This window comes from Mesorhizobium sp. P3_A9, from assembly GCF_056402975.1.
Map to the genome: position 1 here is coordinate 147,774 of NZ_JBFUGJ010000001.1, position 25,305 is coordinate 173,078.

Consider the following 25,305-nt stretch of genomic DNA (forward strand, 5'->3'; position numbering starts at 1 on the left):
CAATCGTCACATCTGTATCGACATGCCGCCATCGACGGTCAGGACATGCCCGTTGACGAAAGACGCCGCGTCGCTGGCGAGGAAAAGCGCGGCACCGGCGATCTCCTGCCATTCCCAACTATGAGGGCCACCAGCGGGAGCGCGTCCGCGACGGGAAGCTTACGTTTGACCGAAGTGCACCGGAACATAAGTGATCGACAAAGGTTTGAATTCGGCGGGCGGTTCCCTTATTTCGCCTGCCCGAGATCGCGCTCAAGAGGCTAGATCGATCCGCAGCTGCCGTGAGTGGGGCGGCGGGATTCTTGTGTTGGAACTTTAGAAAGCGGCCCGGCATCCTTTGTTGGGATCTAAACGAGACACCGGGCCTAACCCGACGGAGCGGTTTGTGAGGAACGGCGCCGTGGGCTGGCGAATATATGCACCCAGGCTGATATTCTTGAAGTCATACGAATGAAGTACAAGAGCAGCAATTCGGGGGCCAACCGATGGCCCACAAGCCCCGCCGTCCCTGTGGCGGCCCCCCGTCGTCATCTGTCACTTGAGAATGAAATAGAGCGGGACAAGCATTGCGGCGACCGCGGTGAGAAACAGGTCTGTGGTCATGAGCCCCCGCTCGGAATTCCATGGCCACTGACACAATCAATTTAGCCAAGATGCAAGGAATCAAACCATGGTTTTGCGCAGTGGCAACCAACCCCTCCGCTGCTCGTTGACCTATGCTGGGATGATCCCTAGCCACCTCTTGGCCCGCCCTTGATCCCCATTCCGGGCGGGCTCTTTTTGCCTATTGGGCGGCAGCCGATCGAACCTCGCGTCGCAGTAAATGTTCCGGAACTATTTTAGCGTATGCTAATTGAATGGCGATTGTTGCGGTCAGTTTATGCGCTTGGCTGCGAGATTTTCGGGAGGAATAAAAAAGATGAGCGGTAACCCCGATGATCCACCAATTGAACGACGCTCACATCCCCGGGCGGCCGTTCTAAAGGATGGGACCATTGTCACCGAGGATGTGACAATCGCTTGCTCCGTCAGAAACCAGCACGCTCATGGGGCGGAGCTACGGGTGGAGCCGGGCGTGGTGGTTCCCGAGCGGTTCGTCCTGCACATCCATGCCGATGGTGTCGAATATCGTGCCGTGGTGCGGTGGAGGAAGAACGAGCGGCTTGGCGTACAGATCTATTGAAACAGCATGCCATTGGCGAACCGGACGCCGGAACCTAAGCAACTGGTCGAACTTATCGCGTCATGACCTTGCATGAGGTGCTGTTGAGGGCCGTGCGGGAAGTGACCGGTGAAGCAGGTCCCCTACGCTACTTCATAGCTTCAGGCGCAGGAATGGCGGAGAGGGAGGGATTCGAACCCCCGATGGGCTTGCACCCATGCCGCATTTCGAGTGCGGTGCATTCGACCACTCTGCCACCTCTCCGCGGTCATGGTCGGCCGTTGCCGGCGCGGCGCACTAGATAACGGCTGAACGGGCAGGTTACAAGGCCAAATCCGCCGATATTTGGCTTGCCATCCGGCCTGCCGGGCAAGCAGCGGATTCAAGGCGGTATTTGCCGGTCACTGGCCCGGCACGGTATAGGCGGCCTTGGCGGTCATCACCGCCCTCACGCTTTTTTCCAAGGCACCGTAGACCTTGCCGTCGTTCTCGCCGGAAAAGATCACCACGGCGGCGTAGCCGGCTTCGTTGACGAAGAAGAAAGAGCCGCCGGTCTCGGGGTAGTCGGGCATGTGATGATGCAGCAGGCCATCATGATAATACTGGGTGCCACGGGCGGTGCGCTTCATGTAGGCGCCCAGGCCATAGCTCACTTTGCCCGGCAGAGCGTCCAGCCATTGGCGTGTCGTCGGGCCGAGAACGCCGGATTGTTTGTCGAAGGCATAGAGGAATTTGGCATAATCCTGCGCCGAAATATCCCAGCCGCCATTCGGTGTCCGCGCCACCAGCGTGTCGTCGATGACGCCGGCATTTGCGGCCAACCCAAGCCTTGTGAAGACCTTGCCGCAGACGTTGCTATAGGCGTGGTTGGCGAGCACCTGTGCGACGTAGCCCAAAATGAGGTAGCCGCTGTCGCTGTAGGAAGTCGTGCTGCCCGGAGCAAACTCGAGCATGGTCTGTGTCGCCGTCTTGAACGAGGCGCTGACCGAATGGTCGTTCTTGTCGTCGAAGGCGTTCTTTACCAGCCCGGCGCGATGGGTGAGCAATTCGTCGATGGTGATCGCGGTGAAACGCGGATCCTTCGGGGCGTTGGCGCCGTTGTTGCGCCTGAAATAGCCGACGAGCACGCTGCCCAGCGTATCCGTGAACGCCAGGCGCTTGTCATCGACGAGACCGGCGATGCAAACGCCGGTGATCGCTTTCGACAGGCTGGCGATCGGGTGCCGCTCGGTCGGTTTCCAGCCATGGTCGTAGGAGCCGACGAGCGTCTGGTGCAGCGCCACGGCAACCTCGGCATCGGCGATGTGATAGTCCTTCATCCAGGCGGTGACGGCGCTGTCGACGCTTTCGGCGACCGGGTTGGGCGCCGATAGAGCGGGCTGCCATGCCAACAGCATCAAACTCAGGCAAAGTCCCGACCAGCCACGCATCCTCGCCTCCCCCGACGGCAAACGCCTGTGCATGTTGACACGGCCGGTTCGCGCCGGCCAATAACAGTCTCGGCAACGGCTGTTTGCCTTGACTCCCACGCAACCTTCGGTTAGGGACAGCGCGCAATCGGCGTGGAGGGTTCTTCCACGCCGCTTGTTTTTTGAACCCGCAGACTGACAAAAAGACGGCCGAACCGCCTCAGGCGGTTCATCAAGGCCGACCGAACAGCGAAAGGCAAAAAATGTTCGCAGTCATTAAAACGGGCGGTAAGCAGTATCGCGTTGCCGCCAACGATCTCCTGAAGATCGAAAAAGTCGAAGCCAATGTCGGCGATATCGTCGAGATCGGCCACGTGCTCGCGCATGGCGAGGGCGAGAATGTCACGTTCGGCGCGCCGTTCGTCGATGGCGCTCTGGTCACCGCCGAAGTCGTCGAGCAGGGCAAGAACCGCACGGTCATCGCTTTCAAGAAGCGCCGCCGCCAGAATTCGCGCCGCAAGATCGGCCATCGCCAGCTTCTGACCACCGTGCGGATCGCCGAGATCCTGCTGGGTGGCGCAAAGCCGACGAAGACGGCAGCGGTGAAGGCACCGAAGAAGGAAGCCAAGGCCGAGGTGGCCGCCGAGCCGAAGGCCGAGGCCGCACCGAAGGAAGCCAAGGCCAAGAAGGAAGCTGCCCCCAAGGCGGAAGTGACGGCCGAGACGGCTGCAGCGCCGCTGTTCAAGGCGCCGAAGGGCGAGCCGGACGACCTGACCGTGATCAAGGGCATCGGCCCGGTCGCCGCCAAGGATCTCGCCGAGCAGGGCATCATCACCTTCGCGCAGCTGGCCAAGCTGTCCGACAAGGATGTCGCCAAGATCGACGAGCACATGCCGTTCAGCGCCGACCAGATCAAGGACTGGCGCGAACAGGCCAAAGAACTGGCGAAGAAGTAATTTTTCCGGCGATCAGGTCGCCGGATCGGACTTGAAACGGAACGCGAACGCGTTCATAAGGCCTTTTAGGCGCCTTGCGGCGCAACGGAGTTAGTTAGATGGCACACAAGAAAGCTGGCGGCTCGTCGCGCAACGGTCGCGACTCGCATTCCAAGCGTCTGGGCGTGAAGAAGTTCGGCGGCGAAGCCGTCATCCCGGGCAACATCATCATTCGTCAACGCGGCACGACCTGGCATCCCGGCGTCAATGTCGGCATGGGCACGGACCACACCCTTTTCGCGCTCGAATCCGGCGCCGTGACGTTCAACAAAAAAGCCAACGGCCGAACCTACGTATCGGTCAACCCGATTGCCAAAGCCGCGGAGTAGCCGGTTCCGCACTAGAACACCGGCGCCCATCTCGGGGACCGGTGTCTGGCAAAGCCAGGAAAAGGATCAAGGGAGATGGGTTTCCATCTCCCTTTTTCTTTGCCTGGAGGACTTCAAATGGTTGCCGAAGCAGAAGACTCAGAAGACGAAAGTTACGCGATAGACTGCCCGGTGCTGGTCACCGAGCGGCTGGTGATGCGGGCGCCGCGCGAAAGCGACATCGCGCAACTGGTCGAGCTTGCCGACAACCGCCATGTCGCCGAAATGCTGGCGCGCATGCCGCACCCGTATGGCGAGGCCGAGGCGCGCGCCTTCCTGGCCATGACCAAGTCGCGCCGCGCCGGCATTGTCTATGCGCTGACGCTGGCCGGCACCGACACCTTCGTCGGCTGCGCGGGCTTGAACACCACCGATCGCGGGCTGGAGCTCGGCTACTGGATCGGCGAGCCCTTCTGGAAGCGCGGCTATGCGACCGAAGCCGCCCACGCGCTGGTCGACCTCGCCTTCCAGAAGACGTCGATCCAGGTGCTGCAGGCGTCAACGCGGGTCATCAATCCGGCCTCTCGCCGGGTGATCCACAAATGCGGCTTCCAGTATGCTGGCCAAGGCATGCTGAACTCGATCGTCGCCGGCCAGGTGCCCGTCGAGCGCTACCGGCTCGACCGCAAGACTTGGACCAGCCTCAGGAATTGGGTTCACTTCTGATGTATGGCGTTGGTGAAGCCAATGGTTGAGGACAGCAGCGAAATTGAAACGGTCGCGATCGTGCCGTTCGCACTTGGGCATATCGAAAGCTTTCATCACGCGCTCGATGTCGTTTCGCGTGAGCGAAAGTACTTGTCCTTTCTCGAGGCGCCACCGCTGGATCAAGCCAGAAGATTTGTGATGGACCGAATCGCAAGAGGCGATCCAGGCTATGTAGCAGCTGTTCGTGGCGAGGTTGTCGGCTGGTGCGACATCACGCGCCATGATCGGCCCATACACGCTCATCGCGGCGCGCTTGGGATGGGCATTGTCCCGTCTTATCGGGGGCGTGGCCTTGGACGGAAGCTCATCAAGGCAACCGTGGCGCAAGCGCGCAAGGACGGCTTTGTCCGTATCGAGCTTTTCGTACATGCCGACAATGCCCGCGCCATCGCGCTTTACGACAAGGTCGGATTTGTCAGGGAGGGCGTGCAGCGCGACGCGGTCTATATCGATGGGGAATATCGCGATGCGATCATGATGGCGATCGTCGAACGCGAAAACGCAGGCGGATAAAGAGCCATCAGCCCAGTTCGGCCCACACCGGCAGGTGGTCCGAACCGGTTGCCTGGTGGTCGACCCACAGGCGCTGTAGCGATCGGGCAAGCGAGGCGCTGGTGAAGACGTAGTCGATCCGCTTGTGGCGGTCGGTGTTGGCGGGGTCCTTGGGGTCGACCCAACTGACGAGATCGTCGCCGGCGACATCAAGGCGCACGGCGGCATCGACTGCGAAGTCGGCGGTCAGCGGCATGCCGAATTGGTGGTCCGGCCGGCCGGCGAGTTCGACATATTCGGGCGAGCCGGCCAGCATGTTGAAATCGCCCAAGGCCACAAACGCCTCGGGGTGCGGCAATTCCGGCAGGCCGATCTCGGCGACGCCGGACAGCGCGCCGCCCTCAAGCGCATAGTTCAACAGGCGCCGGCGCAGGAACTGGATCTGGCTGGCGCGTTCGACCGGGCTGCGGTGATCGAGATGGATGGAATAGAAGCGGATGAAGCCAAGCGGCGTCTCGATCAGTGCCTCCAGCGCACCGCGCTGGAAGTTCATCATCTCGAAGCTGCGGCTGCGCGGCAAAAGCAGGTTGCGCGACAGATGAATTGGTGTTTTCGACAGCATCATGTTGCCGAGCTGGAAGGTCGTGGTGATGGCGCGGCCGTTCTCGATGCGCGAGCCGATATTGGCCTCGAAATTGCTGCCGTAGACGGCGAAATAGTCGGGCAGCGCCTCGCCGATCTCGGCGACCATGTCACGGCTGCCGTTTCTCGGATTGTTGCGGGTGACCTCCTGCAGCGCGATCACGTCGGCGCCGCGCACGGAATCGGCGATCCGTCCGACATCGTACTGCCCATCAAGACCGATGCCGTACTGGATGTTGTAGGTTACAAGCTTCATACCAACATTTCTCCGGCCGACCCCAAGCGGCCATTGTCACAAAACGGCCTCGCCCTTGGCCGCGCCTTGGTTTAGAGCAAGGCCCAAGGTTTAGAGCAATGCCGCAAGGCCAATAAAAGAAACTGCAATCCCATGAAATTTCTCGATCAAGCCAAGGTCTATGTCCGCTCCGGTGACGGAGGCGCCGGTTCGGTGTCTTTCCGGCGCGAGAAATTCATCGAGTTCGGCGGGCCGGATGGCGGCGATGGCGGCCGTGGCGGCGATGTCTGGCTGGAAGCGGTGAACGGCCTGAACACGCTGATCGACTATCGCTACCATCAGCATTTCAAGGCCAAGACCGGTGTCCACGGCATGGGCCGCAACATGACCGGCGCCAAGGGCGCCGATGTGACGCTGAAAGTGCCGGCGGGAACCCAGGTCTTCGAGGAGGACAACGAGACGCTGATCTGCGACCTCACCGTGGTCGGCCAGCGCTTCTTGCTCGCCAAGGGCGGCAATGGCGGCTTCGGCAACCAGCATTTCAAGACCTCGACCAACCAGGCGCCGCGCCGCGCCAACCCCGGCCTTCCCGGCGAAGAGCTCAACATCTGGCTGCGGCTGAAGCTGATCGCCGATGCGGGGCTGGTCGGACTGCCCAATGCCGGCAAGTCGACATTCCTCGCGGCTGTTACAGCGGCCAAGCCGAAGATCGCCGACTATCCGTTCACGACGCTGCATCCCGGCCTCGGCGTCGCGCGCATCGACGCGCGCGAGTTCGTCATCGCCGATATTCCCGGCCTCATCGAAGGCGCGCATGAAGGCGTCGGCATCGGCGACCGCTTCCTTGGCCATGTCGAGCGCACGCGCGTGCTGCTGCACCTGGTTTCGGCGCAGGAGGAAAATCCGGGCAAGGCCTACAAGACCGTGCGTGCCGAACTCGACGCCTATGGCAATGGGTTGGTCGAGAAGGTCGAGATCGTGGCGCTTTCCCAAGTCGACACGCTCGACGCCGATGCACGCAAGAAGAAGGTTGCTTCGCTGAAGCGAGCCGCCGGACGCGCGCCGATGCTGCTGTCCGCCGTCACCGGTGAGGGGGTCGAGGCGGTGCTGCGGGCGCTGATGAGGGTGATTGCCGAGGCGCGCGCGGAGGCTGCGCCGGTGGTCGAGACGCGCTGGGAAAAGTAAGGCATGCAGTCGCTCAGGAAATACCGGCGCATCACCGTCAAGATCGGCTCGGCGTTGCTCGTCGACCGGGCGAGCGGCTTGAAGCGCGATTGGCTGGCCTCGCTGGCCGACGATATTGCCGTGCTCGCCCAAGGTGGCGCTGAAATCCTCGTCGTGTCCTCCGGCGCCATTGCGCTTGGTCGCACCATTCTGGGGTTGGGCAAGCGGGCGCTCAAACTCGAGGAAAGCCAGGCCGCCGCCGCCGTCGGACAGATCGCTCTCGCCGGCGCCTGGTCGGATGCGCTCGGCAAGGGCGCGCTGAAATCAGGCCAGATTCTTTTGACCCTTGGCGACACCGAGGAGCGCCGCCGCTACCTCAATGCGCGGGCGACGATCTCGACGCTGCTCAAGATGAAGGCGGTGCCGGTCATCAACGAGAACGACACGGTGGCCACCTCCGAAATCCGCTATGGCGACAATGACAGGCTGGCCGCACGCGTGGCGACGATGATGGGGGCCGACCTTTTGGTCCTGCTCTCCGACATTGACGGGCTCTACACGGCGCCGCCAGCCAAGGATCCGGGAGCAAAATTCATTCCGGTGGTCGACCGCATCACGCCCGATATCGAGGCGATGGCGGGAGCGGCCGCGTCGGAGCTGTCGCGCGGCGGCATGCGCACCAAGCTCGATGCCGGCAAGATCGCCACCGCCGCCGGCACGGCTATGATCATCACATCGGGCACGCGGCTGTCGCCGCTGATGGCGATCGAGCGCGGCGAGCGCGCCACCTTCTTCCGGCCGAGCAGCAATCCGGTCAAGGGTTACAAGACATGGATCGCCGGCCAACTTGAACCGGCGGGCCGGCTGACGGTCGATGCCGGCGCTGTCGGCGCGCTCACGTCGGGAAAATCGCTGTTGCCGGCCGGCGTCAAGCTGGTCAGCGGCAATTTCTCGCGCGGCGATACGGTGGCGATCCTGTCGCCCGAAGGCCGCGAGATCGCGCGCGGGCTGGTTGCCTATGATGCCGCCGATGCCGTAAGGATCGCAGGCCTGAAGACGGCCGAGATCGAAACCGTGCTCGGTTACGAAGCGCGTTCGGCGATGATCCACCGCGATGATCTGGTGGTGAGTCATTCCGATGAACAAGTACGGGCTGGAAGCGACATAAGCGGAGGGTGAGCCATGCTGAAGCTGCATGAAAAATCCGGGGACGACACCGTGGCGCTGATGGCCGATATCGGCCGCCGCGCCCGCGCTGCCGCCCGACCGTTGGCCATCGTCACCACCGCGGCCAAGAATGCCGCACTCCGTGCCATGGCAGACGCGATCCTTGCCCGGGAGCAGGACATTCTCGACGCAAACGCCATCGACGTCTCGAATGGCCACGAATCCGGGCTTTCCGGTTCTTTCATGGACCGGCTGAAGCTCAATCCGGCGCGCGTTCGTGCCATGGCCGACGGCATTCGCGAGATCGCCGAACTCAAGGATCCGGTCGGCGATGTGATCGCGGCCTGGGAGCGGCCGAACGGCTTGCAGATCGAGCGCGTGCGCACGCCGCTCGGCGTCATCGGCGTCATCTATGAAAGCCGGCCGAACGTCACGGCGGATGCCGGCGCTCTCTGCCTCAAAGCCGGCAATCCGGTGATCCTGCGCGGCGGCTCGGATTCGCTCAATTCATCCTCCGCCATCCATGCCTGCCTGGTCGAAGGCCTGAAGGAAGCCGGCTTGCCTGAAGACGCCATCCAGTTGGTGCCGACCACCGACCGCGCCGCGGTCGGCGAGATGCTCAAGGGCCTAGGTGGCACGCTCGACGTGATCATTCCGCGCGGCGGCAAAAGCCTGGTCGGACGGGTGCAGAGCGAGGCGCGCGTGCCGGTCTTTGCTCATCTCGAAGGCATCTGCCATCTCTATATCGACCGTTCCGCCAATCTCGACATGGCGGTGAAGATTGCCGTCAACGCCAAGATGCGGCGCACCGGCGTCTGCGGCGCCGCCGAAACGCTGCTGGTCGACCGCGCCGTGGCATCCACCCATCTGGTGCCGATCCTCGACGCCCTGCGCGCCGCCGGCTGCGAGATCCATGCCGACGCCGAGGTGCTGAAGGTGTTTTTCGACGCCAAGCCGGCGACCGATGCCGACTGGGTGACCGAATATCTCGACGCCATTATCGCGGTGAAGCTGGTCGATGGCATCGGTGGTGCGATCGAGCACATCGAAACCTTCTCCTCGCATCACACCGAGGCGATCATCGCCGAGGACGCGAAGGCCGTGGAACGGTTCTTCAACGAGATCGACTCGGCGATCCTGCTGCACAATGCCTCGACGCAGTTCGCCGATGGTGGCGAATTTGGCATGGGCGCCGAGATCGGCATCGCCACCGGCAAGATGCATGCGCGTGGGCCGGTTGGCGTCGAGCAGCTGACCTCGTTCAAATACCGCGTGCGCGGCTCGGGACAGGTGAGGCCTTGAAGCTTTTCGTCCTAAGGGGCTGAAGCTTGCGCCCGGGCACCCCCCTCTGTCCTGCCGGACCCGGCCCTTCGCTGTCGCTCCGGGCGTTCGTCGTTCGGAAAGCCAAGCAATTGGCTTCCCGTCCGCTTCGCGGACCACTCCTCACCCCCCGCAAGGGGGGAGATTGGGTGGCATTTCGGGTTTCGCCAATCTTCAACGTTGCAAGATCTACGCCTTCGTCGAAACTGCTGATCTCCCCCCTTGCGGGGGAGATGCCCGGCAGGGCAGAGGGGGGTGCCTAGCGCGATGCTATCTCCTTCTCCACCCCCCGCCCCCTCGGCCTATCTCCGCATGCCGCACGCCGAAAAAGGCCTCGCCGTCGGCCTGTTCGGCGGTTCGTTCAATCCGCCGCATGCCGGCCATGCGCTGGTCGCGGAGATTGCGTTGCGGCGCCTGGCGCTCGACCAGTTGTGGTGGATGGTGACGCCGGGCAACCCGCTGAAGAGCACGCGCGAGCTGGCGCCGCTGACTGAACGGCTGCAGCTGTCGGAGAAGATCGCCAAGAACCCGAAGATCAAGGTCACCGCCTTCGAAGCAGCGCATCATGTGCGCTACACCGCGGACACGCTGGCGCTGGTCAAGGCGCGCAATCCCGGCGTCGAGTTCGTCTGGATCATGGGCGCGGACAGTTTGCGCGATTTCCACCGCTGGCAGCGCTGGCGTGAGATCGTGCTGACCTTCCCGATCGCGGTCATCGATCGGCCGGGCGCGACGCTGTCATTCCTGTCATCGGTTGTCGCCAAGACCTTCGACTATGCCCGCATCGATGAAGGCGATGCGCCGCTGCTTGCGCGCATGAAAGCGCCGGCCTGGACCTTCATTCACGGCCCACGCTCCTCGCTGTCGTCGAGCGCGATCCGCAAGATGGCGAAGTCATGATCGATCCCGGCCTGCCCTCGGTTCATGCTTTCTGGATCGGCGGGCCGCTCGGGCCGATGCAAGTCGCCTGCCTCAAATCCTTCGTCCGCCTTGGCCATCGTACCGTGCTGCACGTCTATGACGATCCCGGCGACGCGCCGCCGGGCGTGGAGCTTGCGGACGCGACGAACATCCTGCCGCGCGAGCGTGTCATCGTTCACCGCAACGGCAGCTATTCTCTGTTCGGCAATATCTTCCGCTACAAGCTGCTGACCACCGGGGCCGAGATCTATGTCGACTGCGACATGTATTGCATCAGGCCCTTGCCGCGCCGGCCCTACATGTTCGGTTGGGAGAGCCAGACCCGCATCAACAATGCGGTGCTGAGCCTGCCCGCCGGATCGCCGATCCTGGGGGATCTCGCCGACATGGTCGACCATCCCGAGCGGTTTCCGGAATGGTATTCTTGGAGCAAGCGGCTGCGCTTCGGTGTTCGGCGGGCGTTCGGCCGGCTCAAGGGATTCGAGAACCTGCCGCATGCCTCGCTCGGGCCGCCTCTGCTGACTTATCTGGTGCGCAAGCACGGGCTGCTCGACCAGGCGTCGGCTCAGAATGTGTTTTATGCCAATGTCGAGGGTGAAGGCACGTTGCTCGATCCGCAGCGGTCTCTCGCCGACCTGGTCGGTCCAGACACACTGGCGATCCACCTCTGGCGCGGATCGCTGCGCAAGCTGTCGTTCGCCGATGTGCCTGCGACCTCGCCGCTAGGCGAAATTCTCGCCATGTGATCGGCGCCGTCATCTGTCCCAAGATGTCGCTTTTGCGGCGGCTTTTCGCTTTGGGGTGGGCGATGCTGCGCGCATGCTGGATAAGAACCGCACCACGATCGACCCAGAGCATGGCAGTCAGCCCACGCCGCTGATCGCGATTGCCAGCGTCATCGTGTCGATGGCGCTGATCGCCATCGGCAACGGGTTGATGTTTGCCTATATCCCGGTCCGGCTCGGTGCAGAAGGGTTCGATCCGACCTGGGCCGGGTTGATCATTACCGGGCTGTCGGCCGGCGGTCTCGCAGGCTGTATCCTGACCGGACCACTGGTGCGCCGGGTCGGCCATGCCCGCGCCTTCATGGTGCTGTCGGCGCTGATTGCGCTGGCCAATGCCGCCGTTGGTGCTGGACCGCATCCGATTCTGTGGATCGCTGCCCGCGCTCTGTACGGCTTTGCCATATGCGGCCTGTTCATCGTCGCGCAGAGCTGGCTGAACGATGCCGTGGCCAACGCCATACGCGGACGGGTGATGGCGTTCTTCTACGTTGCCTATGTCGCTGGGCTCGGTGTTGGCTATGCGACGCTGGCGCTGGTCGATATCAGAACCGCGGATGCGCCCTTGATCGGCATCGTCTTTACTGCCCTGTCGATCCTGCCCGTCGGCATGACACGGCTGGCGCAGCCGCCGGCGCCGCAGGCGGCCTCGGTGGCGCTGCGCCGGGCCTGGCGGATTTCGCCGGTCGGCGTTGCCGGCATGCTGGCGGTCGGCGGCCTGTCGATGTCGATTGCCGGCTTTGCGCCGATCCATGCCACCGCCAAGGGCTATAGCCAGGCCGATGTGGCGCTCCTGCTTTCGGTGATGCCGCTCGGGACGCTGATCCTGCAGCTCCCATTCGGCTGGATTTCCGATCGCACCGACCGCCGCTATGTGCTGATCGGGGCATCCGGGCTTGCCGCGTTGGCCGGCATTTTCGCGCTCGGCTTCGACGGCGGCGCGCTGCCGGCGCTGCTGGTGATCTATGTCTTGTGGGACGGCGCGGCGGAATCGATCTATTCGCTGTCCAGCGCGCATGCCGCCGACCGTGCCGGCAAGGACGATATGGTGGCGCTGTCCAGTTCGCTTCTGTTTGCCTGGTCGCTGTCGGGCTTCATCGTGCCGGGCATCGTCACCGCGCTGTCGGCCGTCTTCGGCACACAGGCCTTCATCTATGTGGCAATCGTCATTGCCTGCGCCTTCTGCCTGTTCGTGCTGCTGCGCGTGTTCACCACACAGGCCGTGCCTGCCACCGAGACCGGCAGCTTCGCGCCGATGACGGCGCAAGCGCCGCTGCCGGTCGAGCTTGCTTATGCGCCGGACGAGCCTCGGCGCGCGGGTGATTGATTACTGCCGGCGCGCTTCGGGCGTCGGTGCTTCCGGCGGCGGCAGCGGGATCGAAATGCCTTCGCTATCGAACTCCTGCTTGGCGCGTTTGGTGAGATCGATCTGGGTGGCGAAGAAATCGGCTGATGACGTCCAGTAGCGCAAGGTGATGGAGACGGTGCTGTCGCCCAAGGTCGCGACGAAGGCGATCGGTGCCGGTTCGCGACGGATGCGTTTCTCGGCGCCGGCTATGGCAAGCAGTGTCTTCTGGGCGCGGTCGATGTCGTTCCATGAGCCGATCGAGAGGGTGATATCGGCGCGACGCACGCCATTGCGCGAGAAATTGCGCACCGGCTGGTTCCACAGCGTCGAATTGGGCGCCAGGATATAGACGCCGTCGGCGGTCCTGAGCTTGGTGGCGAACAGGCCGATTTCCTCGATCGAGCCTGATATGGAGCCGACCTCGACGGATTCGCCGATGCGGAACGGCCGCAGCGCCAGAAGCATGATGCCGGCGGCGATGTTCTGCAGCGTGCCTTGCAGCGCCAGGCCGATGGCAAGGCCGATGGCGCCGATCGCGGCAATGATCGATGCGGTCTGCACGCCGAACTGGCCGAGCACCATGATGACGACGAGCACCAAAATGGCGTAGCGGACGATCTTGGAGAAGAAATGCCGCAGCGTCTGGTCGAAACCATGGATGTGGCCGAGGCCAGCGAAAATGGAGCGTTCGGCGAGCCCGGCGACGATGTAGCCGACGACAAGCAGAATGACGGCACCAATGGCCGAAAAGGAGTACGAAACAATCAGCGTGCTGAGCTGGGCCAGGCTGGCCTGAACGGTAAGAAGAGCATTTTGCGGGTCGATCGGCATAGTGGAATCCCGGTTGGTCGATGAGCCGATAACCCATGCGGGCGGCCTGAGTTCCGATCTTTTAAGGGGTGCGGCGGAACCACAGGACCAACAAGACGTTAGTGCGCGGCGCGGCTGCGTCTTGAAACTGTCAGGGAACTCTGCCTATCTAAGCAGTGTCACCTGCTTTTGGGGGTGATTTGGTTGTTCTTGCTGCGAAAGGAAATACACTGAGAACAGCACTGCGGAAGAAGGCCGATATCATGCCTTCGCCGGCCAGGATCAGCGTAGACGACGCCGTGTCCCGTGCCATCAAGACAGTCCTTGCCAGTCTGGAAGACTCCAAGGCCGAAAATATTGTCTCAATCGACATTCAGGGGAAATCGAGCCTCGGCGACTACATGGTCGTCGCGTCGGGCCGATCGCACCGTCATGTCTCGGCTGTCGCCGATCATCTCCTCAAGGCGCTCAAGGATGCCGGCCTCGGCACGGCGCGCGTCGAGGGGCTGTCAGGCGCCGACTGGGTCCTGATCGATTCGGGCGATATCATCGTCCATGTCTTCCGCCCCGAAGTCCGCGAATTCTACAATCTTGAAAAGATGTGGCAGGCGCCGGATCTCGAGGAAGAGACCCTTCATTAAGCTGCACTGTGCCGTTGCCCAGAATCGGATTTACCCTTTGGGTGACATGCATTAGCGGCTTATAGAGGCGAGGATGAAGATTTCAGTTCATGCCGTGGGCCGAATGAAAACCGGCCCCGAGCGGGAGTTGGCCGACCGCTATTTCGAGCGCTTTGCCAAGAGCGGGCCAGCGGTCGGGCTTGAATTCTCGGGGATAACCGAGATCGCCGAGGGCCGCGCGCAGAGCGCTGCCGAGCGCCAGCGCGACGAAGGCTCCAGGCTGCAGACGCAGCTGCAGCCTGGCACCGCCCTGATCCTGCTCGACGAGCGCGGCAAGAGCCTTTCCTCGCAGGATTTAGCCAATCGCATCGGACAGTTGCGCGATGGCGGGCGCAAGGCGCTGGTGCTGGCCATAGGCGGCGCCGACGGTCACGATCCGTCACTGCGCGACCAGGCCGATCTGGTGCTGTCGTTCGGCGCGCTCACCTGGCCGCACCAACTGGTGCGGGTGATGCTGGGGGAGCAGCTCTACAGGGTCTCGACGATCCTCTCCGGCCACCCCTATCATCGCGCGTGAGCCTGCCGCTACAGTTGCCGGAAGCTGTGATTCGTCGCCCGTTGCCCGGATTTCCGCCCCAATGCCGCGTAAGATCGAAATCTCAGGTTTTTATGCATGTCGTTTCCCAAAATCGGGACCACTTTTGGGTGACATGCATTCGGGCGGGCTGTTCAAACATGGTTGATGGTTCGTTAACGAAGCCGCGGATAGTATAGATCGCGAATGTCTGAAGGCTGGAAATCGACACCGAGCCCAAAAGGGGGCTCCTGGCGCGCGCGCTGCGGCATCGCGGCAGCGGCGATCCTTCTGTCGCTCCACGCAGCGCGGGCCGAGAACACGCTCGACATGACGCCTGATCCGGACCAGAGCCGTGCCGAATACGAACAGGTTTCCAAGGAAATCACGCTGTCGTCGGAACGGCTGGCCAAGCTCGCCGCCGATATCGCCGCGGTCAAGAAGGACCATGCCTCGATCACCGCCGCACTGATCCAGTCGGCGATGACCGAGCAGAAGCTTGGCCAGGACATCGAGGACATCGGCGCCAAGCTGGAGGGGCTCAAGGCCCAGCAGCAGAAGATCCGTGCCTCGCTGATGGCACGGCGCGACGTGCTGGCCGAAGTGCTGGGCGCGCTGCAGCGCATGGGGCTCAACCCGCCGCCGGCGATCCTGGTCAAGCCGGAGGATGCGCTGTCGTCGGTGCGCAGCGCCATCCTGCTCGGCGCCGTGGTGCCGGAATTGCGCCAGCAGACCGATAGCCTGCTGGCCGACCTCACGGAACAGACCCGGGGGACGGCCTCGATCGAAGCCGAGCGGGCGCGGCTGACGGAGGCGGTCGGCGAGCAGACGGCGGAAAAGAAGCGGCTCGGCATGCTGCTGGAGGCCAAGCAGAAGCTCGAGGCCGATACGCAGGCGCAGATGGCGACCGAGCAGCAGAAATCCGAAGCGCTGGCGGCCAAGGCCTCCAGCCTTAAGGATCTGATCGCGTCGCTCGAAGCGCAGGCCGACAAGACCCGCAAGGCCGCGGATGCCGCAAAGGCGGCCGCCGCGGGCCAGGGGGGTGACGGTCGGACGGGTGGCGACACAACGGCATCGCTGGCGTCATTGCCGGTTCCCGAAGGCAACAGGCTCACCGCGACGGCGCCCTTTTCAGCGCTGCAAGGGCAGATCGCGTTGCCGGTTACCGGCCGCATCAAACGCCGGTTTGGCGCCGATGACGGTAACGGCGCGGTGATGCTTGGAGACATGCTTGCGACACAATCGGGAGCCATCGTCACCGCACCGGCGGATGGGAATGTGCTTTATGCGGGGCCGTTTCGCTCCTATGGTCAACTCTTGATCCTCAATGCCGGGGACGGCTATCATGTCGTTCTGGCAGGGATGAGCAGAATCAGCGTCGTGACTGGCCAGTCGGTGCTCGCAGGAGAGCCGGTCGGCGCGATGGGAGAGGCCCGGGTGGCAAGCACCTCGGCTTCGAAGAATGGAAATGCCACACCGGAACTCTACGTCGAGTTTCGCAAGGATGGAAAACCCGTCGATCCGGCCCCATGGTGGGCGGACCGTTTTTCTGGAAGGACGTGAAATGATGCGGAAACTGTCGCTTCTGTTTGCCGGTGCGCTGATGGGCGCGTCCGCCATGAGCCTTGTCTATGGCGCTCCTGGCTCGTCGGCGAACGCTGCGGGATCGGAGACCTACAAGCAGCTGGCGATCTTCGGCGACATCTTCGAGCGGGTGCGGGCACAATATGTCACGCCGCCCGACGACAAGTCGCTGGTCGAGAACGCCATCAACGGCATGCTTTCGTCGCTCGACCCGCACTCCTCCTACATGAACGCCGAGCAGGCGCAGGACATGCGCGTGCAGACCAAGGGTGAGTTCGGCGGCCTCGGCATCGAGGTCACCATGGAGAACGACCTGGTCAAGGTGATCACGCCGATCGACGACACGCCCGCTGCCAAGGCCGGCGTGCTGGCCGGCGACTATATCGCCAAGATCGACGGCGAAGAGGTCCGCGGCCTGACGCTGAACGACGCGGTCGAGAAGATGCGCGGCCTGGTCAACACACCGATCAAGCTCACCATCCTGCGCCAGGGCGCCGACAAGCCGATCGAGCTGACGGTGGTGCGCGACATCATCAAGGTCAAGGCGGTCAAGTTCCGGGTCGAGAACGACATCGGCTACATGAAGATCACCTCCTTCACCGAAAAGACCTATGACGACCTCGAGAATGCCATCGACACCATCAAGAAGCAGGTGCCGGACGACAAGCTCAAGGGCTATGTGCTCGACCTGCGCCTCAATCCGGGCGGCCTGCTCGACCAGGCGGTGAGCGTGTCCGATGCCTTCCTGAAGCGTGGCGAGATCGTCTCGACGCGCGGTCGCGATCCGAAGGACGTCACCCGCTTCGACGCCAAGCCGAAGCAGGTCGACGATGTCAACGGCAAGCCGATCATCGTGCTCGTCAATGGCGGCTCGGCCAGTGCTTCCGAAATCGTCGCCGGCGCGCTGCAGGATCTGCGCCGCGTCACGGTGGTCGGCACGCAGTCCTTCGGCAAGGGTTCGGTGCAGACCATCATTCCGCTCGGCGAGAATGGTGCGCTCAGGCTGACGACGGCGCTCTATTACACGCCGTCGGGCAAGTCGATCCAGGGCAAGGGCATCACGCCCGACATCAAGGTCGACCAGCCGCTGCCGCCCGAACTGCAGGGCAGGGATCTGACCCGCGGTGAATCCGACCTCAAGGGCCACATCAAGGGCGCCGACGAGAGCTCGACCGGCTCGGGCTCGGCAGCCTATGTGCCGCCGGATCCCAAGGACGATCTGCAGCTCATCTTTGCCGAGCAGCTGCTGCGTGGCGAGAAGACCGATCCGGCCTTCCCGCCAAATCCGGAAAAGGCCGTGCTCAACCAGTAATGGTTTGGCAGTAACGGTTTGGCCGGCCAGGTCTGGCCGCCTGAACGAAGCAATGCGATGCTGCCGGGACCGAAAGGTTCCGGCAGTTTGATTCGGGGAGGCAAGACGCGGCCTCCAGATGTGGCGCCAGGGATGCGCCCGGGGACAGGGCTTGGCTGATATCGGCAAGGACATCGAACGCCCGCTTGGACAGACCGTCCGGGCGCCGCGCGCTGCCGGCAAGGTCAGCGCGGGCGTGATTGCAGCCAGCGCCGTGGTGCTGGCGGTGGTCGGCGTCTCGGCCGCGATCGCGCTCCGGGAAAAGCCGTTTCGCAAGCCGCAAGAGGTCGCCGTTTCGGCGCCGAAAGTGACGGCGGCCGCCGAGCCCGCCGCTGCACCATCCGCTTTGGCCCCGGTCGCGGCGCCAAAGGTTGAAACGCCGACCAAGACCGGTGGTCCGCAGATCATCCATGTGCAGAAGCAGGAGGGCGATGGTCCTCCGCAGGCGGCCATCGTCATCCGTGACCCCTCAAGCATCGGCCAGAACCTGAAGATCGCGCATATCCCCGACAAGGCGCTGATCGAGACCAGCGACACCGGACCCTTGCCGATGCGCTCCGCCGATGGGCGGCGGCCGTTCGATGTCTATGCGCGGCCGTGGTCCGGCGCGCGCGGTGCTCGCGTGGCGATCGTCATCGGTGGACTTGCGGTCTCGCAGACCGGTACCCAGGCGGCCATTGCGAAGCTGCCGCCGGAAGTGACGCTGGGCTTCGCGCCGCAAGGCAACAGCATCGGCCGCTGGATGCAGGCTGCCAGGCAGGGCGGCCACGAGATCGTCATGCAGGTGCCGCTCGAACCGTTCGACTATCCCAACGTCAACCCTGGCCGCAACACGCTGACCGTAGCGGCGAGCGCTGAAGAGAACCTCAAGAATCTGCACTGGGCGCTGTCGCGGACGACGAACTATACCGGCGTCATGAACTATATGGGCGCGCGCTTTTCCGCCGACACGGCGGCGATGGAGCCGTTCATGGCCGAGCTCGGCAAACGGGGCCTCGCCTATATCGACGACGGCTCGTCGGCACGCAGCCTGGCACCCGATTTGGCGCTGAAGGACGGCGTGCCCTTCGTCGCCGGCGACATGGCGATCGACGCGGTGCAGGATCGCGGCGCCATCCTGAAGAAACTCGACAGTCTCGAAGCCACCGCGCGCGCCAAGGGCTCTGCCGTCGGCATCGGCTCGGCCTTCGACCTGACGGTCGACACCGTCTCGTCCTGGATTGCCGAAGCCAAGAAACGCGGCATCGAGATCGTCCCGATTTCGGCGGTGGCGATCGATCCGCAAAAGGGGTGACGATCTGCTGATCGCACCGAACTTTCCCAAGAACAGCCAGAGAGCGTCAGATGGCTAAAAAGACAGTTGATCGTGAAACGCTGCCCTACCGTCCGTGTGTCGGGCTGATGATCCTCAATGGCGAGGGCCTGGTCTGGGTCGGGCATCGCATTGCCGAGCCCGACAGCGAATTCGCCGGCACGACGCAGCTGTGGCAGATGCCGCAAGGCGGCATCGACAAGGGCGAGGAGCCGCTGCAGGCGGCGGAGCGCGAGCTCTACGAGGAGACCGGCATGCGCAGCGTCTCGCTGCTCGCCGAGGCGCCGGACTGGATCAACTATGATCTGCCGGACCATCTCGTCGGCATTGCCTTCAAAGGCCGGTATCGCGGCCAGACGCAGAAATGGTTCGCCTTCCGCTTCCATGGCGACAGCAGCGAAATCCAGATCAATCCGCCGCCAGGCGGCCACACCGCCGAATTCGACGAATGGTCGTGGCGGCCGATGCAGGACCTGCCCGACCTGATCGTGCCGTTCAAGCGCAAGGTCTATGAAGACGTGGTGGCGGCGTTCAGCCATCTGGCGCGATAGAGCAATTCCAGGAAAAGTGTGAGCGGTTTTCCCGGGAAAAGCGGGTAGCGCTTTCCCTTGGGAATTGCGTTGAAACTAAGAGATAGCAAAGTGAACGGCGGCCTCTGAAACGATCGCGGTTGCCCCACTGGCCCGACGGTCCTATTGATGTCTATCCGCCACAATAAGGGTCGCCATGCACGACGCCCCCAAGAGGTCATCGCCCGAGGATGCTGCCATAAGCGAGGCGGCGGCTGGGGCCATCCTCACCATCGACCTCAGCGCGATCCGTGAAAACTACCGGCGACTGAAGGCGCGGCTGGGCGGCGTGCGCTGCGCCGGCGTGGTCAAGGCCAATGGCTACGGTCTCGGCGCTGCCCAAGTGGCATCGGCGCTGACCCGGGAAGGCTGCGACATCTTCTTCGTCGCCCTGCTGGCTGAAGGCATCGCGCTGCGCAAGGCGATTGGGGCTGGGCCAGACATTTACGTGCTGAACGGGCTGCCGCCAGGCTCTGAGCCGGAGGCGGTGGCGGCGGACCTCTGTGCGGTCATCAACAGTGGCGCGCAGTTGAAAGCCTGGAGTGCTGCGGCACGCGCTGCCGGCCGAAAGCTGCCGGCGGCGGTTCAGGCCGACAGCGGCATGTCGCGGCTCGGCATGGCGCCGGCGGAAGTCGAGGCGCTGGCCGGGGATGCCGGCGCGTTCGACGGAATCGACGTCAGATATGTCATGAGCCATCTGGCCTGCGCCGACGAGCCACGTCATGCGGCCAATGAACAACAGCGGCTGACCTTCGAGCGGCTACGCGCCATGCTGCCCGAGGCGCCTGCCTCGCTCGCCAATTCCTCCGGCATCTTTCTCGGGCCGTCTTACCATTACGACCTCGCCAGGCCAGGGGCGGCGCTCTACGGCATCAACCCGACGCCCGGCGAAGCCAATCCGATGCTTCCTGTCGTGTCGCTGCAGGCCAAGGTGGCGCAGACGCGCCGCGTCGAAAAGGGCACCGGCGTCGGTTACGGCCATACCTATCAGGCGGAAGGCCCACTCAGCTTGGCGACGATCTCGTTCGGCTATGCGGATGGTTGGCTGCGCCGTTCCTCTTCGGCGGCCTGGTTCGAAGGGGCGCGTCTGCCGTTCCTCGGGCGCGTTTCGATGGATTCCATCATTCTCGACATTTCCGCTCTGCCGCCCGGCAGACTGCGCGAGGGCGATCTGGTCGAGCTGCTGGGTCCCTCGCAGAGCGTTGACGATGCCGCCGGCCACGCCGGCACCATCGGCTACGAAATCCTCGCCAGTCTCGGCCCGCGCTTTCACCGGCGCTACGTCAATGGTTAGCCCTTGGGGCTAGCCTCTTGGCGGGCGCGGCAAAATCCGGCAGACAGGGAATGGCATGCCCGGTGTCCGTGGCGGCGTGGAGCGTGATGCGATGAAGATCATGGTGCTGGGCGGCGGTGTCATCGGGGTGACCACGGCCTATTATCTCGCCGAGGCCGGTCACGAGGTGACTGTGCTCGACCGCCAGAAAGGCCCGGCGCTGGAAACCAGCTTCGCCAATGCCGGTGAGATTTCGCCCGGCTATGCCTCGCCCTGGGCCGGCCCCGGCATTCCGCTCAAGGCGATCAAATGGCTGTTGATGAAGCACGGCCCGCTGGTGGTGCGGCCGGCTTTCGATCCGCATATGTGGACGTGGCTGGTCAAGATGCTGCGCAACTGCACCGCGGAGCGCTACGCCATCAACAAGTCGCGCATGGTGCCGCTGGCCGAATACAGCCGCGATACGCTGAAGGCGCTGCGTGAGGCCACCGGCATCAGCTATGACGAGCGCACCCAAGGCACGCTGCAGCTGTTTCGCACGCAAAAGCAGCTCGACGGCACCGGTGGCGATGTCGAGGTGCTGAAGAAATATGGCGTGCCCTACGAAGTCCTCGACCAGGACGGCTGCATCGCGGCGGAACCGGCGCTGGCCGGTGTGCGCGAGAAGTTCGTCGGCGGTCTCAGGCTGCCGCATGACGAGACCGGCGACTGCAAGATGTTTACCGACAAACTGGCCGAACTCTGCGTGGCGCGTGGCGTGACGTTCGAATACGACACGACGATCTGGCGCGTCATCCGCAGCCGCAACCGCATCGCCAACCTCAGCACCAGCAAGGGCTTCAAGTCGTCCGAAGCCTATGTGATGGCGCTGGGCAGCTACTCGGCCGGCTTCATGCGCCGGATGAAACGGTCGATCCCGGTCTATCCGGTCAAGGGCTATTCGATCACCGTGCCGATCAAGGATGCTGGCCTGGCGCCGGTGTCGACCGTGATGGACGAAACCTACAAGGTGGCGATCACCCGGCTGGGCGACCGCATCCGTGTCGGCGGCACGGCCGAGATTTCCGGCTTCGATCTCAGGCTGCACGAATCGCGGCGCCGCACGCTCGAACATTCGGTCGGCGATCTCTTTCCGGGCGCCGGCGCCATGCGCGAGGCGACGTTCTGGTGCGGGCTGCGGCCGATGACGCCGGACGGGCCGCCGCTGATCGGCCGCACCGAGCTTTCCAATCTCTTCCTCAACACCGGCCATGGCACGCTCGGCTGGACCATGGCCTGCGGCTCGGCCAAGGTGCTGGCCGACATCATCTCCAGTCGGGTCCCCGAGATCGATGCCCGTGCGTTGGCGCAGGAACGCTACCTGAAATAACCGCGGCGCGTCTTCTTGGGTGGATGCAATTCCGGACGGAAAACCGCTTCACACTTTTCCTGGAATTGCATCAGAACGCCTGCCTGACCCAGGCCTCGTCGAACAGCAGCCGGTAGGCCCACGGGATCGTCACCTTGGTGGAAACCGGGTTCGAGTGGGCGAGATAGTCGTCATAGACCGGCTTCATCCTGAGGTAGAAGCTGGGATCGAGCACCATCATGCCGTTCTCTGAATCGTGGAAGAAGCTGCGGTTGTTGAGGTTGACCGAGGAGATGGCGACCAGCCTTTCGTCGATCATCATGATCTTGGAATGCAGCACCACGTCGGGCGCCTTGAACTCGCGGATATTGATGCGGTCGCCATATTTCTCGACGAACAGCTTGTTGAGCGCGGTGAGGAACTTGCCGCCAATATCGCCCTTGAGATCGATGCGGCCGACAATGTCGATCTTGACGCCGCGCGCGAGCGCCCGGTCAAAGGCCTGGGCGAGGCTGGGCGTCAGATTGAGGTAAGGGTTGACGATCTGGATATGGTGCTGGGCGGCGTCGACCAACTCGACGAAATAGTCTTCCAGCGCATGGTCGTCCTCATAGGGCACCGAGATGAAATGCCGGGCATTGCCTCGGGGGTGGCCATCGGCGCGGACCGGGATCGAGAAGGGGCGCGCCAGATTGGTGTCGGCGTCGCGCAGCCACACGGTCGATAGGTGCGCGGCAAGCGTCTCGACTGTCGTCCGGTCGGCGAACTCGATGTCGAAGTCGCTCCAGTTCGAATAGTAGTTCAGCGAAAGCCCGTCGGTCTTGCCGTATTGTTCGAGGTCCGGATAGCGCGACAGGTCGATCGGCTGGTGGAACAGGAAACCGTCATGGATGTTGCGGCCGCCGATGATGACGCGCGAACGCGTAGGGTCCTGCGCCAGTGTCGCCAGCATCTTGATGTGAAGGACCTTGTGCAATTGTGAAATCTGCTCGTCGATCGGCGCGCCATGATCGGCGCGCCAGCGATATTCCTGCAATTCGACATTGGGGAATTCGGCCGCTAGCCGGTGCAGCATGGCGTCGTCCTTTTCGCGCTCCAGCACGTCGGTGACCATGATGCGCACCTTGGTGCCCATGGCCGCATGATGGCGGATCAGCCGCTCGATGATGCGGCCGGAAAAGTCGGCCTTGAATTCCAGCGAGGACAGATAGATCAGCTTCAGCCTTGGCGCCCTGGAGAAATCGAGCGGCAGTTCCGGGTCGCCCTTGTCTATGGCCGCATCGGACAGCGGCGCGCCCACCAGCGCCTCGACCTTGGCGTTGAAGCCGTCGCGCGACTTGCGCAGCAGCCTGGGCTCGCCGATCGGCAGGGCGCAGGTCTGCGACAGCCAGCGGCTGGCGTAGAAGGCGCGCTCCAGTGAGTCGAGGCCGGCGCTGCTGGGAACCGGGCAGTGCTGGTACTGGCTATCGAAGCTGGCGAGTGCCGGATCGGCGGTCTCTTCGCGTCGGATGGTGAGCGGCGCGCCGGCCGGCGCAAGGCTGGAGCGGATTCTCGCCGTACAGCGGTTCAGGCTGTCGCTTGGAAACAGGCTGACCGTGTCGTCCTCACCCGACAGGCGAAAGCGGAATGCCGCGCCGGCGGCGATGCTGCGTGACGCTCCGCCGGTGCGGATCGCCAGAGGACCGTCGCAGCTGCCTTCGATGTCGGCCGGCTGCTTGCCCGCCTGGCGCAGGACGATCTCGGTGCTGCGTGCCTGCAGGCCGGAGAAATCGAAAATCTTGGGAGCCAAGGGCCGCGCCGCCGCATCGATGTAGAGCGTCTGCCGCGACACCCGCCAGCGGCCGTCGAAATGGCCATCGCCGCTGCCGCCATTGGCCGGCGGCAGATGCGTCTTGGCGAGCGGCCCGGCGAGTTGCTGCAGCGTCGAATAGGTCGCCTGGAAGTCGCTGTTCTGCACGTCGCGGCGGTTGCGCCCGAACGGGCCGGTGCCGTTGGCGCGATCCATGGCGCCGAGCTGGTTATGAGCAAGCAACGCCAGGAAGCGTCTTTCGTAGTCACTGGCGCCGGCATCGCCAAAAAACTGCGACGCCGCGACTTGCGGCCCGGGCGTGCTGGCCGACAGCGAGGGCCGCGTGCAGGCCTCCTGTCCAGGCAGGAGGTCGCAGGCATTGCGGCCTGCGCCGGCGCAGCCGACAAGCGCGATGAGCACCAGCCCGAACAAAGCGAGGATGATGGGTGCGCGGCCGGTCAACCTGCGGCTCCGGTCTTCATGGCGCTCAATTGCGCCGGGTCGCGCGGCGGCATGAAGCCCTGCGGAAACACCTTGCAGATGGGAATGGCGAAAGTGGCGATCAGCAGTTCCGCCTCGTCGCGCATCTTGCGGGGTGCTGACTTGTCATCGCGGATCGCCCTGGCCGAGGCGACAAGCGCACCGTCGCAGTCGCAATGATTGTGGCGGGCGATGTAGCAGGCGTCGTGGGTCTGGCAAACAGCGTCGAGCCGGTCGACGGGGCGGGCCGACAAATCGCCGGTGCGGGTGCCGGGGCCACAGTAATTGCCGATGACGAAAGGCGAGGGGCGCGCCATGGCGTAACGGATCGGCTTGGGCAATTCGGCTTCCGGCACTTTTGTCCATGGGTTAGCGCAGGCCGAGACGAAAACCAGCGGCAGGATGGCAAGAACGGCTCGCATTTTTATCCGCGCCAGCTTTCTGAACGATTTCCCCACCCGGCGGCCTCGCCGCGTGGCCGACGACCGCATGCCTGATGCCACACTGCCCGGTTTTGTGGCAAGGGAAAGGCGGCGTGTCTGGCTCGGCCGTGTTGCTGTCGCGGCGGCATATCTGCCAGGCGCCTCTGACAGCGCTTCTATTCTACAGGAAAAGGCTTCTTTCCCGCTCTACCGCCTTGGTGATGAAGCTGGCGACGATCTGGACACGGCGTAGCGGCCGGACCGATTCGTGATAGACCAGCCAGTAGGCGCGGCGGATCGGGGCGACGGCCTCAACCGGCACCAGTTCCGGCATCGAGCGGGCGACGAAGGTGTGCAGGATGCCGATGCCGGCGCCCGAGCGCACGGCTTCAGCCTGGCCAAGCGCCGAGGAGATAGCGAAGCTGGTGCGCCAGTCCGCACTGAATTCAGAGGCATAGTC

General features: G+C 63.7%; 25 protein-coding genes, 1 tRNA gene and 1 pseudogene. 19 read left to right on the forward strand and 8 right to left on the reverse strand.

All coding sequences use genetic code 11. The features are described 5' to 3' along the window. Positions 1–6: 6 nt before the first annotated feature. Positions 7–105 (reverse strand): annotated as a pseudogene (locus AC1DX0_RS00685) (SDR family oxidoreductase); the annotation flags it as partial. Positions 106–919: 814 nt separating this feature from the next. Between AC1DX0_RS00685 and AC1DX0_RS00690 the strand changes: the two are divergent. Then, positions 920–1,183, forward strand: a complete 264-nt coding sequence (locus AC1DX0_RS00690) for a PilZ domain-containing protein (protein WP_477221632.1) — start codon at positions 920–922, stop codon at positions 1,181–1,183. Between the two features lie 153 nt (positions 1,184–1,336). Here the strand turns inward: AC1DX0_RS00690 and AC1DX0_RS00695 are convergent. After that, positions 1,337–1,426 (reverse strand) — tRNA-Ser (locus AC1DX0_RS00695). A gap of 137 nt (positions 1,427–1,563) precedes the next feature. Further along, the gene (locus AC1DX0_RS00700) at positions 1,564–2,592 is read right to left on the reverse strand and encodes a serine hydrolase domain-containing protein (protein WP_477221633.1); all 1,029 of its coding nucleotides are present in this window, start codon (positions 2,590–2,592) and stop codon (positions 1,564–1,566) included. 242 nt (positions 2,593–2,834) lie between these two features. On the opposite strand from AC1DX0_RS00700, the gene AC1DX0_RS00705 reads away from it, so the two are divergent. The 4 genes from AC1DX0_RS00705 to AC1DX0_RS00720 all read left to right on the forward strand — a co-directional run bounded on the left by AC1DX0_RS00705 (position 2,835) and on the right by AC1DX0_RS00720 (position 5,155). Continuing rightward, positions 2,835–3,527, forward strand: a complete 693-nt coding sequence (locus AC1DX0_RS00705; RefSeq protein WP_477221634.1) for a 50S ribosomal protein L21 — start codon at positions 2,835–2,837, stop codon at positions 3,525–3,527. Between the two features lie 98 nt (positions 3,528–3,625). Beyond that, positions 3,626–3,895: a 50S ribosomal protein L27 gene (rpmA, locus tag AC1DX0_RS00710; RefSeq protein WP_095771984.1), complete on the forward strand. Its 270-nt coding sequence runs from the start codon at positions 3,626–3,628 to the stop codon at positions 3,893–3,895. 117 nt (positions 3,896–4,012) lie between these two features. Further along, positions 4,013–4,600: a GNAT family N-acetyltransferase gene (locus AC1DX0_RS00715; protein WP_477221635.1), complete on the forward strand. Its 588-nt coding sequence runs from the start codon at positions 4,013–4,015 to the stop codon at positions 4,598–4,600. Positions 4,601–4,621: 21 nt separating this feature from the next. Beyond that, complete coding sequence (locus AC1DX0_RS00720; protein ID WP_477221636.1) at positions 4,622–5,155, forward strand: GNAT family N-acetyltransferase; 534 nt, start codon at positions 4,622–4,624, stop codon at positions 5,153–5,155. A 7-nt stretch (positions 5,156–5,162) separates the two neighbouring features. Here the strand turns inward: AC1DX0_RS00720 and AC1DX0_RS00725 are convergent, their stop codons facing one another. Beyond that, positions 5,163–6,032 (reverse strand): endonuclease/exonuclease/phosphatase family protein, encoded by an 870-nt coding sequence (locus tag AC1DX0_RS00725; protein ID WP_477221637.1) that lies wholly within the window; start codon positions 6,030–6,032, stop codon positions 5,163–5,165. Positions 6,033–6,164: 132 nt separating this feature from the next. Here AC1DX0_RS00725 and obgE point away from each other — a divergent pair, with 132 nt between their 5' ends. The 6 genes from obgE (at position 6,165) to AC1DX0_RS00755 (ending at position 12,692) form a co-directional block, all read left to right on the forward strand. Continuing rightward, positions 6,165–7,196, forward strand: coding sequence for a GTPase ObgE (gene obgE, locus AC1DX0_RS00730; RefSeq protein WP_477221638.1), 1,032 nt, complete (start codon positions 6,165–6,167; stop codon positions 7,194–7,196). Between the two features lie 3 nt (positions 7,197–7,199). Further along, positions 7,200–8,354, forward strand: coding sequence for a glutamate 5-kinase (gene proB, locus AC1DX0_RS00735; RefSeq protein ID WP_477221639.1), 1,155 nt, complete (start codon positions 7,200–7,202; stop codon positions 8,352–8,354). Between the two features lie 3 nt (positions 8,355–8,357). Continuing rightward, the gene (locus tag AC1DX0_RS00740; protein WP_477221640.1) at positions 8,358–9,644 is read left to right on the forward strand and encodes a glutamate-5-semialdehyde dehydrogenase; all 1,287 of its coding nucleotides are present in this window, start codon (positions 8,358–8,360) and stop codon (positions 9,642–9,644) included. Between the two features lie 285 nt (positions 9,645–9,929). Beyond that, positions 9,930–10,562 (forward strand): nicotinate-nucleotide adenylyltransferase, encoded by a 633-nt coding sequence (locus AC1DX0_RS00745; protein ID WP_477221641.1) that lies wholly within the window; start codon positions 9,930–9,932, stop codon positions 10,560–10,562. Then, complete coding sequence (locus AC1DX0_RS00750) at positions 10,559–11,329, forward strand: glycosyltransferase family 32 protein (RefSeq protein ID WP_477221642.1); 771 nt, start codon at positions 10,559–10,561, stop codon at positions 11,327–11,329. The genes AC1DX0_RS00745 and AC1DX0_RS00750 overlap by 4 nt, the downstream gene beginning before the upstream one ends. 73 nt (positions 11,330–11,402) lie before the next feature. After that, entirely contained in the window at positions 11,403–12,692 is a 1,290-nt protein-coding gene (locus AC1DX0_RS00755) for an MFS transporter (RefSeq protein ID WP_477221643.1), read from the forward strand. On the opposite strand, the gene AC1DX0_RS00760 is transcribed toward AC1DX0_RS00755, so the two are convergent. After that, positions 12,693–13,544 (reverse strand): mechanosensitive ion channel family protein, encoded by an 852-nt coding sequence (locus AC1DX0_RS00760; protein WP_477221644.1) that lies wholly within the window; start codon positions 13,542–13,544, stop codon positions 12,693–12,695. Between the two features lie 242 nt (positions 13,545–13,786). On the opposite strand from AC1DX0_RS00760, the gene rsfS reads away from it, so the two are divergent. From rsfS to AC1DX0_RS00800, 8 genes are all read left to right on the forward strand, one after another. Next, complete coding sequence (gene rsfS / locus AC1DX0_RS00765; protein WP_023777607.1) at positions 13,787–14,164, forward strand: ribosome silencing factor; 378 nt, start codon at positions 13,787–13,789, stop codon at positions 14,162–14,164. A 73-nt stretch (positions 14,165–14,237) separates the two neighbouring features. After that, the gene (gene rlmH / locus AC1DX0_RS00770; RefSeq protein WP_477221645.1) at positions 14,238–14,720 is read left to right on the forward strand and encodes a 23S rRNA (pseudouridine(1915)-N(3))-methyltransferase RlmH; all 483 of its coding nucleotides are present in this window, start codon (positions 14,238–14,240) and stop codon (positions 14,718–14,720) included. Between the two features lie 204 nt (positions 14,721–14,924). Continuing rightward, on the forward strand, positions 14,925–16,280 hold the full coding sequence (locus tag AC1DX0_RS00775; protein ID WP_477354036.1) for a murein hydrolase activator EnvC family protein: 1,356 nt from the start codon (positions 14,925–14,927) through the stop codon (positions 16,278–16,280). A gap of 1 nt (position 16,281) precedes the next feature. Then, positions 16,282–17,613, forward strand: coding sequence for a S41 family peptidase (locus AC1DX0_RS00780; RefSeq protein WP_477221647.1), 1,332 nt, complete (start codon positions 16,282–16,284; stop codon positions 17,611–17,613). A 151-nt stretch (positions 17,614–17,764) separates the two neighbouring features. Further along, a complete protein-coding gene (locus AC1DX0_RS00785) occupies positions 17,765–18,946 on the forward strand; it encodes a divergent polysaccharide deacetylase family protein (protein WP_477221648.1) in 1,182 nt (393 codons plus the stop codon). 50 nt (positions 18,947–18,996) lie between these two features. Further along, positions 18,997–19,515: an RNA pyrophosphohydrolase gene (locus AC1DX0_RS00790; protein ID WP_477221649.1), complete on the forward strand. Its 519-nt coding sequence runs from the start codon at positions 18,997–18,999 to the stop codon at positions 19,513–19,515. Between the two features lie 175 nt (positions 19,516–19,690). Next, the gene (alr, locus tag AC1DX0_RS00795; RefSeq protein WP_477221650.1) at positions 19,691–20,827 is read left to right on the forward strand and encodes an alanine racemase; all 1,137 of its coding nucleotides are present in this window, start codon (positions 19,691–19,693) and stop codon (positions 20,825–20,827) included. A gap of 91 nt (positions 20,828–20,918) precedes the next feature. Continuing rightward, positions 20,919–22,175: a D-amino acid dehydrogenase gene (locus tag AC1DX0_RS00800; protein ID WP_477221816.1), complete on the forward strand. Its 1,257-nt coding sequence runs from the start codon at positions 20,919–20,921 to the stop codon at positions 22,173–22,175. 70 nt (positions 22,176–22,245) lie between these two features. Here AC1DX0_RS00800 and AC1DX0_RS00805 read toward each other — a convergent pair whose 3' ends face one another. The 3 genes from AC1DX0_RS00805 to AC1DX0_RS00815 form a co-directional block, all read right to left on the reverse strand. Then, positions 22,246–24,405, reverse strand: a complete 2,160-nt coding sequence (locus AC1DX0_RS00805) for a phospholipase D-like domain-containing protein (protein ID WP_477221651.1) — start codon at positions 24,403–24,405, stop codon at positions 22,246–22,248. After that, positions 24,402–24,845, reverse strand: coding sequence for a hypothetical protein (locus AC1DX0_RS00810; protein ID WP_477221652.1), 444 nt, complete (start codon positions 24,843–24,845; stop codon positions 24,402–24,404). The genes AC1DX0_RS00805 and AC1DX0_RS00810 overlap by 4 nt, the downstream gene beginning before the upstream one ends. Positions 24,846–25,026: 181 nt before the next feature. Continuing rightward, a partial coding sequence (locus AC1DX0_RS00815; protein ID WP_477354039.1) for a LysR substrate-binding domain-containing protein occupies positions 25,027–25,305 on the reverse strand: 279 nt, incomplete at its 5' end.